Below are 10,860 nucleotides of genomic sequence, written 5' to 3' on the forward strand. Positions count from 1 at the left end.
AACTTAATTATTTGGGTTAGCCTTAATTTTATCTAGATAGTCTTGAAAACGTTTACCATATTCAGAATCCTTAATTCTAGGAGTTAAAGAATTATTTACAGTGTCTAAGAGTTTTAAACTGGCATCATACATTTCTGTTAAACCAATATATGGCGCCACTTCAGAATCTGCATTTGTAAGCGCAAAATTTGTAGTATATAATACTCTTCTTCTAACCAATCTCTGATAATCTTTTTCTAATTGTGTTATTAAATCTTGGTCATTGTTTCTTTTAGCTTCAAAATCTTTTTTAATAAATTCTAAACTTTCAGCTTGAAAACGTTTACTTACTAAATTATATTTGTCTAAAATTTCTTGATTTTTAGAGCCATTGATTTCTGGATTTATTCCAAATTGTTCAACATTATCATTTATAGTAATTGTACCTGGCTCACCAAAAAATAAAATTCTTTTATTGGTAGTATTACCATCAAAAGTTAAATAATATAAAACAGGTGACACCACATTATCTGTTAATTTAAAAGTGTTTGATCCTAATAAAGAAATTGAGTCTACAGAAACTAAGACTGTATCTTTCATTTTTTGAAGGTATAGTTTTCCTTTTTTTAAGCCTTTAATTTGCCCTTGTACAATCATATTACCATCTTTCTTAGCAGAACAAGAAAAAAGTAAAATAATAAGTGCTAAAACAGGTATAATGTTTTTCATTTTATATAAATTTTTGGAATGCAAATATGCATATTTATTGATTGATAGTCTAAAAAAACAGTAAAATTAACTTACCCATTTCATCATTAAAGCGCAAAAGAAGGCTCCATAAGTTCCTAAAGCGTAACCCAAAACAGCTAATAATACACCAACTGGTGCTAAAGATGGATGAAATGCACCTGCTACAACAGGGGCAGAGGCAGCCCCACCAATATTGGCTTTAGAGCCAACTGCCAAAAAGAAATACGGTGCTTTAATGATTTTAGCCACTAAGAACAAAAGGCCCACATGAATAATCATCCAAACAAAACCTATAGCAAACAAACTAATATTTTCCACAATCGCATTTAAATTCATTTTCATACCAATAGAGGCCACTAAAATGTAAATAAAAACAGTTCCTATTTTACTTGCTCCAGCACCTTCATAACTTTTGGCTTTGGTAAAGGATAAGAAAATACCAATGGTAGTTGAAGTAATAATTAACCAAAAGAACGAACTACCCAAACCAAAATCAACCAAACTAGGTACATTGGTTGTTATATAATTCCCTAAATTGTCACCAATAAAATGCCCTATTGAGGTAACTCCAAATGCGATTCCTAATAAAATAATTAAATCATTAAAAGAAGGTACTCGAGCGGTTTCTAAAGTAAATTTTTCCATCTTATTTTTTAAGGTCGTTATGGATGAATTATCTGCTTTAAACCATCGATCTATAGCATCAGATTTTGCAACTCCAATTAGTAAAAAAGCCATCCAAACTTCAGCTACTAAAACATCAACCACAGCCATAATACTAAAAAGACTGTCTGAAACTTCCCATTGTTCTTTCATCGCTAATTGATTTGCTCCACCACCAATCCAACTTCCTGCAACTGTAGATAATCCTTTCCAAAGTTCTGTACCCTCTACTTGGGTTAATATATCTGGAGCAACAACATTGAAAAATAAAATAGCTAAAGGGCCACCAATCATTACACCAATTGTAGCCGTTAAAAACATAATTAGGGCTTTTGGACCTAATTTAAAAACACCTTTTAAATCGATACTTAAGGTTAGTAATACTAAAGATGCTGGCAATAAAAATCGCGAAGAAACATAATATAATTTGCTGCCTCCTGTAAATTTAGAATACACAGTACTATCAATTTTATTTAAAGAAATATATTCCTTTAAAGTGTTTAAATCTGTAACATGAGTAAGATTACCATATAAAGAATTTAAATGGGCAATTGTAGCATCAACATCAATACATTTATCTGCAATAATACCTAAGGAGCTAAAAATTGACGGTACAAAATAACAAAGTAAAAGTGCTGGTACTATCTGATAAAACTTTTTAAAAGAATTAAGTTTGGAGGTGTAAAAAATCAATGCTAGAATAACACAAAGAATTCCAAAAATTGTAGTATCGCCTGCAAAAATAGGAATGTCGTTATTGATTTCTGAAATACTCATATTATATATTTTTTTACTTAATGTGATTAGTTTTTAGAATAACACCCAATTGTAATCGATGTGATTTTGTGCTAGAAAACTGGGTGAACATGTAGCCTAATTTTACTTTTAGTTGCTTACTTATTTCTTGTAATAAACCAAAACCAGTTCTATTTTGTCCAAAATTTTTGGTGGCAAATTTTATAAAAATTTCATTAAAACCATAAGTGGTCAATTTTGTTGATATCGGATATTTTAAAAATAATCCATAGCGAATTCTATGTGTAGTTTTGTTTGTGAAATTTTGTCTTCTAAAACGCTGGGCTAAACGCACTCTATGTTTTGCCTTAAAATTACCCCAATTGTTATTTATGTTTAAATCTTGATAAAATCGATATTCATACAAATCGGGTAAATTAGCTTTATAAGACTTATCTGTAATGGAATATACAGAGCCGAAAGTAAAATCCATTTTTGTATTGATTTTATAGTTTAATCCTAACCTGTAAATTTCTTGTTGATATTCGGTAATAAACTCATAATACCTTACATGAAAACTAGTTTTTAGCGTAAACTTTTCTGATAGTTTATGAGAACCATTGTACATGTACCAAGTTCCTAGTTGATTTTCAGCAAAATTTTGAGCTTGAATCTTATGAGATAAAAGAATCAAGCTCAAAATTAAGAATGTATACTTCATAAATAATTTAATTCGTAGAATAAATTTTAGTTTCTTTAAAAGGTGAAATATTGATGTTTTCTACGGATTTCTTGTACGTAATCCAATCGTTATTGAAGAAAGTATTGGTTTCTGAAACTGCTTTTTTAAACGCTTCTTTAAATTGGTTCATTAATATTTTTTCTGTTTCTGTTTGTTCTCCAAAACGTGAACGGATATATCTAGAAGCTTGACTAAAACGTTGGCTAACGGTTACTTCTGGATTTCTAGTAATGCCTTGTCTTTTATCAATGGTACCCAAGTAAGTTGCTATTAAAGTATCAATCTTTTTAATAATTTTTGTTGATGATTTTATTTCATCTTTATACTTCTTGTTTGCAGAACTTGATTCAGCATCTGCTTTTACGAGTTCTTTTTTTATTGATTCAGCTGTATTTTTACTCTCAACTAATTGCTTTACGATATTTGCCATCTTTTCTTGGTAGCCTTCTAGTGTTTTGCTAGCCTCATATTTTTGATTTATAGCGTCATCAGAAATTTGTAACCTAGGGTCAAACTTAACTGTAATATTTTGTTCTGATATTACATCACCAAAAGTCATTTTTACTTTGTAAGTTCCAGGTTTTACAGTTACTCCTCCAGGTTCTCTTGTAGATTTTCGAATACTTCTAGAAGGTCTATCAACCCCTTTTTCTCTCAAATACCAGGTGGTTTTATGAATTCCATTTTCTCTAGGAGCCTTAAATTTTAAGGTTCTAATTTGTCTGTTTCCATCAAAAATCTCAAGTTTTATAGAATCATATTTTACAACATTTTTGTTGTCACTCTGAACTGGTTTCAAGGGCTTATCATTTTTCTTGTCTTTTAATTTCTTTTTATCAACTTTTGGTTTATTAATATAGTAAGAAATTATTGCTCCACTATTTTTGTTTTCTCCTTGATACATTGCATCTGCACCAAACCTGCTTCCTGTAGGTTGTTGGTATGCTGCTTGATATGCGGTTGGCGGATTAAATAATTGTGCTTTTTTATCTAAAACATCTCCATTAGCAATAGCTCGTAAAGGTCTAATATCATCTAAAACCCAAGCAGCTCTTCCAAAAGTACCGATAATTAAATCGTTTTCTCTTGGATGAATTATCAAATCTTTTACTGGTACAGTTGGGAAACCTTCTGTCCATTTAGTCCATTTATTTCCAGCATCAATAGAAATATATAAACCGTCGTCAGTTCCTAAAAATAGTAAGTTTTCATTTTCTGGGTCTTCAATTATACATAAGGTGTAACTTTGTACATCATTTTCATCTACAATACGTTCCCAAGACTTACCATAGTTTTTGGTTCTGTATGCATATGGTGTGTAGTTAAAACGTCTATAATCATTTGCTATTAATAAAGCTTCACCTTTATTTTTGTTTGATGCTTTAATTTGTGTTATCCAACTATTTGCTGGTAAATCTTTAATGTTTTTTGCCACATTTGTCCAAGATTCTCCACCATTTTTGGTGATGTGTACTTGCCCATCATCAGTAGCAGCCCACAAAACATCTTTTTCTAAAGAAGTAGGTTCTATTACTAAAACTGTACAATGATTTTCAGCGCCAGTAGCATCCATAGTTAAACCACCACTTTCAGCTTGTTTTAATTTTTCTGGATCATTGGTAGATAAATCTGGAGAAATTACTTGCCAAGTTAATCCTTTGTCTGTTGATTTATGTACAAACTGGCTACCAAAATATAATGTGTTATTATCAAAAGGATCTATATTAATCGCTGCGTTCCAATTAAAACGTAACTTAACATCTGCATTGGGATGTGTAGGTTTTACAGAATAGTTATTACCTGTAACATAATCGTATCTTACCACAGAACCTTGTTGACTCATAGACCATCCATATCTAGAATCGTCTTTATCTGGCACAACATCAAAACCATCACCAAAAGAAATTTCTTGCCAATAAGAATTACGAATTCCTTGTGCTTTCCATACATAAGCAGGTCCTCTCCAAGAACCATTGTCTTGCATTCCCCCATAAACATTATAAGGAAACTCATTATCTACATTAATGTGATAAAATTGTGCCACAGGTATGTTGCCAATAAATCGCCAAGATTTTCCACCATCTTTGGTGATGTTTAATCCACCATCATTACCATCAATCATAAAAGAACCATCTTTTGGATGAATCCACCAGGCATGATGATCTGGGTGAACACCATTATCTACTCCATAAGCAGGCATTAATTGTTTAAATGATTTCCCACCATCTTGCGAAACATTTACATAGGTAAATACAGAAAAAACCCTATTTTCATTCTGAGGATCAACGTAGATTTCTGAATAATAAAAAGGTCTGTTTCCAATACCAGGTTTATCATTAATTTTTTTCCAAGTAAATCCAGCATCTTCACTTTTGTATAAGGCATTCTTTTTAGCTTCAACAAGGGCGTAAATAATATTAGGATTACTTGGTGCAATAGCTACACCAATTCTACCTAAATCTCCTTTTGGGAAACCTTCTTTTTCGGTTACCTTTTTCCAATTTTCTCCTCCATCATGGGTGATGTATAAACCAGAACCTTCACCTCCAGAATTAAAAAACCAAGGATCGCGTTTGTGCTCCCACATTGCTGCAATTATTTTATTAGGGTTTGATGGATCCATAATTAAATCTGCAGCACCTGTTTTTTCATTATTGTACAAAATTTGTTTCCAAGTTTTTCCACCATCTGTAGTTTTGTACACGCCACGCTCTTTGTGCTCTCCCCAAGGAGAACCAATTGCGCCAACATAAACGATATCTGGATTTGTTGGATGTATCAGTACTCTATGAATATGTCTTGTTTTTTCTAAACCCATAGCTGTCCATGTTTTACCAGCATCTAAAGATTTGTAAATTCCAAAACCACCATTTAAACTATTTCTAGGATTTCCTTCTCCTGTACCTGCCCAAATAACACTTGGATTTGATTGTTGAATGGCAACTGCACCAATAGATGCTGTGAGTTCTTTATCAAAAATAGGTTCCCATTTTATGCCACCTGAAGTAGATTTCCAAATACCACCAGAAGCTGTACCTACATACATAATATCTGGATTTGATTCTACAACATCGATAGCTGTTACACGTCCTGACATTCCACCAGGACCAATGTTTCTAGGTTTCATATTTTTTACCAAATCCATAGAAAACTCTTGAGAAAAGAGTAGCGTAGAGCCTAGTAAAAAAAGAAAAGTGATGATTTTTTTCATGTTTTAAAGTTTGAATTATTTGAATTGAATGACAATATACAAAATAGAAAACGTGCAATAAAAATTGAGCGTTTTTTTTAACAGTTGAACTTAAACTTCCATCATTTATAATTCATTTATAAATTAAAATTAGGAGAGATTAACATATTTAGTAAATAATTAACCGTGCATTAAGTTTTAATTATTAAAAATTTAGTAAAAATTAACAAGGTCAAATTCTAGATTTGGTGCTTAATAAATAAATCAACCAATTATGAAAAAAGTATTATGTTTTGCATTAATTTTATTTACCAGTTTAACTATTACTAGTCAAGAAAAGGATGCAATTGACAAAGAAAAATTGAAATTTGGTATTGCAGGTGGTTTTGATGTGTTCTTGTTTACGAGCTTAACTGGAGTAACGACGAGTACTACCTTTGCTAATCGAACTGAAATAAGTGAACCCAGTACAAGTTATGTGAACTTGTTTGTAGAAAAAAGTTTATCTGAAAAATATGGAATTAGAACAGAAATAATTTATGCAATGGGTGGAGAATCCAATACGCTGGAAATTCCAATTATTTTTAAATACAAAGCCTTAAAAAGATTTAATATCTATTCTGGTTTACAAGCAAATGTTTTATTAGTCAAAAAAAATGAGATTGCCAATAAAGCTGGTTTTGGTTTTAATTTAGGGACAGAATATTATTTAGGAAAAAACTTTTTTATTGATGTAAGGTATGTTCACAAGTTTTCTCAATTAAATAAAACTTTTAGAGTTGATGAAGCTATTAATAGTATAAGATTAGGTGTTGGATTCAATTTTTAAAAAAGTGTAAATTCTTAGGTATTTATACTACTTAAGAATTTACTCTTCTTTCTTTTTAGGTTCGCGTTTTGCCTCTTTTAAAGCCTGCATTAGCATCCATTCTATTTGGCCATTGGTAGAACGAAATTCATCTGCAGCCCATTTTTCAATGGCCTTAAACATATCTTCATTAACTCGCAAAGCGAAAGCTTTCTTTTTTGACATTGTTTAGTCTTTAGCTATTAGGTCTTTATCCGTTAGTTTTATTTCTTTATAAATTCGGTAACTACAGTTATTAGTTCTTTTGAAATAGGATAATCAGCAGTCATGTAAGACTTCATATTATCTTCATCATTTTTAATTTCTTTTAAAGGATGATTCATGTTTTCTATGATGACCAGTTGTGCATCTGGTTTGGCTTCTTTTAGTTTTTGAGCATCAGAAACTTGAACTTGAATGTCTTTATCTCCATTTATAAGAAGTGTAGGAATGGTTACTTTTTTAATTTCTTCAACTGGATTTATTTTAATCCAAGAGCTTAAAAAAGGTTGATTTTGTGGTGCAAAAATTGATATCAAATTCGGATTTACTTCTTTAATTTCTCCGGTTTCTTTTAACTCTTTTAAATGTTGTTCAGTAAGTTTTCCAAATTCTGCACTTTGTGCTGTAATTTGTCTTATCAAAGTTTTGTCAATGGTTTCTCCTGCACCTGCAATTGAAATGTATTTATCAACATTTTTTAAAGCTAACATTGCAATTAAAGAACCTTGACTGTGCCCAACTAAAATAATTTCTGTAAAGCGTTCATCATTTTTAAAATGATTGACCACTTCTTTAATATCGCTTACAAAATCTGAGAAATAAATACCATCTTCTTGAATGAAAGATACATTTTTTGGATTTGCAGTTCTTTTATCATAACTAAAAAAAGCAATTCCTTTTTTGTTTATTTCTTGCCTAAATTGTTTTATATATTGGGGTTGATTTCCATCTCTATTCACAGATCCAGAGCCATGTACCCAAATCACTAAAGGTTGTTTTTCATCAGAAAAACTAAGTGTACCTGGTAATTGAATTGCTTGATTATCAATAACAATTTCTTCGCTTTTAATTTGTGCAATAGTTACTGTAATTCCGAATATATAAATAACTAAATATGAAATAAGTCTAATCATGAATTTTATTTTCGTAGGTTTTTAAAACGTTTATAACTTCTGTTTTTTTCTGAGTTCCTAACAATAATTTTTTGCCACTTTTTAGTTCTAATTGAAGGCCAACATCTCCTGAAACATTTATAGCACTTCCTTTAGATTTTCTCCAAAAAAAGCCTCCTTTTAACCCCCAACCACCATATTCTCCTATTGGGTCGTAAGTTCTTACATAGGCTTTAGAAATTTCATTCCACATAATTTGTTTAAATTTTAAATGGAAAGGAAAGAATTTATAGTAAATTCCTTTTTCATCTATTCTAGAGGTTAATTTAAATGCAAAGAAAAATAGGGTAGAAGCTAAAATTCCTGTTGTAGTTAGAACAAATTGAGTAGTCGTCATTTTAGTTTCTTCTTTTAAATATTCCTGAAGAATGATAACTATAGGCACAATAAGGCTTATTGCTATTAAAACAATTAGCCACAATTGTGTAAAACGTTGTTCTTCTTTAAAAACTTTCATTTTTATCGGTTTTTATCTTTTTCTAAAAGCGCATAAACACCACCATTTGTATTAGAATAAACATTAATTACTCTCCAACCTTGTTTTGCATGCGAATTGATATCATCTTCAAAATTATTTTGACTGTTAGACCAACTCATTTTTTGTTTTAAAAACTTGTATTCTTTCATATTATCTGTTTTTATCTCTTTCAAAAACTACTGAATTCCATCCACTAGGCACTTCTTTTAAGTTCCAACCTTCTCTTGCATATTGGTTTAATAAATCTTCAAAATTTTGAACTCTATTTCTAAACCCCAACTTTAATTCAACAACTTTATATTCTTTCATTTTTCTTTTTCTTTATATTGGTTTATAAGTACTCCAATTAATAATCCAAATGCAGCACCCAAAGGAACACCAAGTGAAACTCCCATAGCCACATTATTGGTAACAGAACCAATTACTGTACCAATAGATGAGCCAATAGAAGTACCTAAAGCTATAGCAATGCCAATTGATAATGATTTTTTTTCTTTCATTATAAATGTTTAATTTTAATTCTTGTGTTTCTTTTTTTAAGTTCCTCTAAAAAAGGCTCGATTTGATTTTCTAAATTTCTAAAATTTAGTTCCTGCCTTCTTTTATCATTAAAAATTATGGAAACTTCAGTTTCAAATTCTAGTTTATCTAATTCAATTCTTTGTATATCATTAAGAATCAAATTCTTTTTTCTTTTTTTTAAAAAAATTAAATAAATTAAAACTACAATTATGGTTATACCTCCTAAAATTCTCAAACCAAAATCAAAATAATTAAAAAAGGTTTTAAAATAATCTACTGTTTTTATGCTATGTAAAACACTTATTCCAATAAAGGCTAAAAACACTCCAAGCCATCCACCTCTAGATTTTATATCATCTTTTGTTTTATTTATATCCAAAAATAGTCGCTCGTTATTTATTGAAATATAACCATTTACAAGAACATACTTTTTCATTATTTATTTTTTAGACATTTTTGAGTCATAGGCAAGGCCAAAAAGCAATCCTAAAGAAATTCCTATTGCAATATTGCCAAGAGCCACTCCAATTGCTGTTCCAATTGAAATGCCTATTGCTATACCTGTTCCTTTTTTATATTTTTTTTTATTATTCATCTAGTGGCTTAATGTTCCAGCATTTACAACAGGTGAAGCTTCTTTATCACCACAAAGAATAACTAATAAGTTACTTACCATTGCTGCTTTACGTTCTTCATCTAATTCCACAATTTGTTTTTTGTTTAGTTCGTCTAAAGCCATTTCTACCATTTCTACTGCACCTTGTACAATTTTATGTCTTGCAGCTACAATTGCAGTAGCTTGTTGTCTTTTTAACATAGCTGAAGCAATTTCATTGGCATAAGCTAAATACCCAATTCTAGCTTCTAAAACTTCTATACCAGCAATAGTTAAACGTTCATCAATTTCTTTTTCTAAAGCTTCAGAAACTTCATTAACACTAGATCTTAATGTAATATCCTCATCTACACCCTCATCAGCAAAATTATCATAAGGGTACATGCTTGCTAGTTTTCTTACAGCAGCATCTGTTTGTACACGTACAAAGTTTTCATAATTATCTACATCAAAAGCAGCTTTGTAAGTATTGGTAACTCGCCACACTAAAATTGTAGAAATCATTACAGGATTACCCAATTTATCATTTACTTTTAAACGTTCACTATCAAAATTACTTGCTCTTAAAGAAATTTTCTTTTTGGTATACAAAGGGTTTGCCCAATACAAACCGTTTGCTTTTATAGTACCTACATATTTACCAAACAGAACAACAACTTTTGAGGTGTTTGGATTCACTAAAATAAATCCAAAAAAGCCAATAAAACCAATTACAATAACTGGAACGTATAAAGGTGTTTGTTGTACAAAAGACATGGTAAGTCCACCAAAAAATAAGATAAGAACTACTAATAACATTAGGTACCCATTTGCGGGTTTAATAATTTTTTCTGCTTCCATTTAACTTGATTTTATATTGATATTAAAATGATATCACAAAGATATACTATTTTTTTATGATTTTCCAAAATTTCTCATGATTATTTTTATACTTTTGTCTAAAATAACTTTAAAACAATTCAATGAAATTTAAATTATTATTGTTGATACCTGCATTTTTTATGATGAAAACATCTTCTGACGATGCTGTTTTTTGGGGTAAAAATGGCCACAGAGTTACTGGTAAAATAGCAGAAAAGCATTTAACCAAAAGAACAAAAAAAGCTGTAGACAAACTTTTAAAAGGGCAAAGCTTAGCATTTGTTTCTACTTTTGCAGATGAA

General features: G+C 30.3%; 15 protein-coding genes. 2 read left to right on the forward strand and 13 right to left on the reverse strand.

The window, feature by feature from the left end; translation table 11 throughout:
• Positions 1 to 3: 3 nt before the first annotated feature.
• The 4 genes from ACTG3V_RS13925 to ACTG3V_RS13940 all read right to left on the reverse strand — a co-directional run bounded on the left by ACTG3V_RS13925 (position 4) and on the right by ACTG3V_RS13940 (position 6,080).
• Positions 4 to 708: a DUF4369 domain-containing protein gene (locus ACTG3V_RS13925; protein WP_439132779.1), complete on the reverse strand. Its 705-nt coding sequence runs from the start codon at positions 706 to 708 to the stop codon at positions 4 to 6.
• Positions 709 to 774: 66 nt separating this feature from the next.
• On the reverse strand, positions 775 to 2,169 hold the full coding sequence (locus tag ACTG3V_RS13930; RefSeq protein ID WP_439132780.1) for a DUF819 family protein: 1,395 nt from the start codon (positions 2,167 to 2,169) through the stop codon (positions 775 to 777).
• Positions 2,170 to 2,182: 13 nt separating this feature from the next.
• The gene (locus ACTG3V_RS13935; RefSeq protein WP_439132781.1) at positions 2,183 to 2,848 is read right to left on the reverse strand and encodes a DUF2490 domain-containing protein; all 666 of its coding nucleotides are present in this window, start codon (positions 2,846 to 2,848) and stop codon (positions 2,183 to 2,185) included.
• 7 nt (positions 2,849 to 2,855) lie between these two features.
• Complete coding sequence (locus tag ACTG3V_RS13940; RefSeq protein ID WP_439132782.1) at positions 2,856 to 6,080, reverse strand: VPS10 domain-containing protein; 3,225 nt, start codon at positions 6,078 to 6,080, stop codon at positions 2,856 to 2,858.
• 253 nt (positions 6,081 to 6,333) lie between these two features.
• On the opposite strand from ACTG3V_RS13940, the gene ACTG3V_RS13945 reads away from it, so the two are divergent.
• Complete coding sequence (locus ACTG3V_RS13945) at positions 6,334 to 6,888, forward strand: hypothetical protein (protein WP_439132784.1); 555 nt, start codon at positions 6,334 to 6,336, stop codon at positions 6,886 to 6,888.
• Between the two features lie 39 nt (positions 6,889 to 6,927).
• Here the strand turns inward: ACTG3V_RS13945 and ACTG3V_RS13950 are convergent, their stop codons facing one another.
• Genes ACTG3V_RS13950 through ACTG3V_RS13990 form a run of 9 tightly spaced genes read right to left on the reverse strand, consistent with a single transcriptional unit; the run spans position 6,928 to position 10,537 of the window.
• Positions 6,928 to 7,092 (reverse strand): Arc family DNA binding domain-containing protein, encoded by a 165-nt coding sequence (locus ACTG3V_RS13950; RefSeq protein ID WP_439132785.1) that lies wholly within the window; start codon positions 7,090 to 7,092, stop codon positions 6,928 to 6,930.
• A 38-nt stretch (positions 7,093 to 7,130) separates the two neighbouring features.
• Positions 7,131 to 8,042, reverse strand: a complete 912-nt coding sequence (locus ACTG3V_RS13955; protein WP_439132786.1) for an alpha/beta hydrolase — start codon at positions 8,040 to 8,042, stop codon at positions 7,131 to 7,133.
• The gene (locus tag ACTG3V_RS13960) at positions 8,035 to 8,538 is read right to left on the reverse strand and encodes a hypothetical protein (protein WP_439132787.1); all 504 of its coding nucleotides are present in this window, start codon (positions 8,536 to 8,538) and stop codon (positions 8,035 to 8,037) included. Before ACTG3V_RS13960 ends, ACTG3V_RS13955 begins: the two co-directional genes overlap by 8 nt.
• Before the next feature lie 2 nt (positions 8,539 to 8,540).
• On the reverse strand, positions 8,541 to 8,708 hold the full coding sequence (locus tag ACTG3V_RS13965; RefSeq protein ID WP_439128022.1) for a DUF4177 domain-containing protein: 168 nt from the start codon (positions 8,706 to 8,708) through the stop codon (positions 8,541 to 8,543).
• A gap of 1 nt (position 8,709) precedes the next feature.
• Entirely contained in the window at positions 8,710 to 8,868 is a 159-nt protein-coding gene (locus ACTG3V_RS13970) for a DUF4177 domain-containing protein (RefSeq protein WP_439132788.1), read from the reverse strand.
• A complete protein-coding gene (locus ACTG3V_RS13975) occupies positions 8,865 to 9,059 on the reverse strand; it encodes a hypothetical protein (protein ID WP_439132789.1) in 195 nt (64 codons plus the stop codon). The genes ACTG3V_RS13970 and ACTG3V_RS13975 overlap by 4 nt, the downstream gene beginning before the upstream one ends.
• Positions 9,059 to 9,517 (reverse strand): hypothetical protein, encoded by a 459-nt coding sequence (locus tag ACTG3V_RS13980; protein WP_439132790.1) that lies wholly within the window; start codon positions 9,515 to 9,517, stop codon positions 9,059 to 9,061. The genes ACTG3V_RS13975 and ACTG3V_RS13980 overlap by 1 nt, the downstream gene beginning before the upstream one ends.
• 3 nt (positions 9,518 to 9,520) lie before the next feature.
• Positions 9,521 to 9,676, reverse strand: coding sequence for a hypothetical protein (locus tag ACTG3V_RS13985; RefSeq protein ID WP_439132791.1), 156 nt, complete (start codon positions 9,674 to 9,676; stop codon positions 9,521 to 9,523).
• Positions 9,677 to 10,537, reverse strand: coding sequence for an SPFH domain-containing protein (locus ACTG3V_RS13990; protein ID WP_439132792.1), 861 nt, complete (start codon positions 10,535 to 10,537; stop codon positions 9,677 to 9,679).
• 122 nt (positions 10,538 to 10,659) lie between these two features.
• On the opposite strand from ACTG3V_RS13990, the gene ACTG3V_RS13995 reads away from it, so the two are divergent.
• Positions 10,660 to 10,860, forward strand: a 201-nt coding sequence (locus ACTG3V_RS13995) for a S1/P1 nuclease (RefSeq protein ID WP_439132793.1), incomplete at its 3' end; no start/stop codon positions are given.

The organism is Polaribacter sp. (assembly GCF_965660385.1).
GTDB lineage: Bacteria > Bacteroidota > Bacteroidia > Flavobacteriales > Flavobacteriaceae > Polaribacter.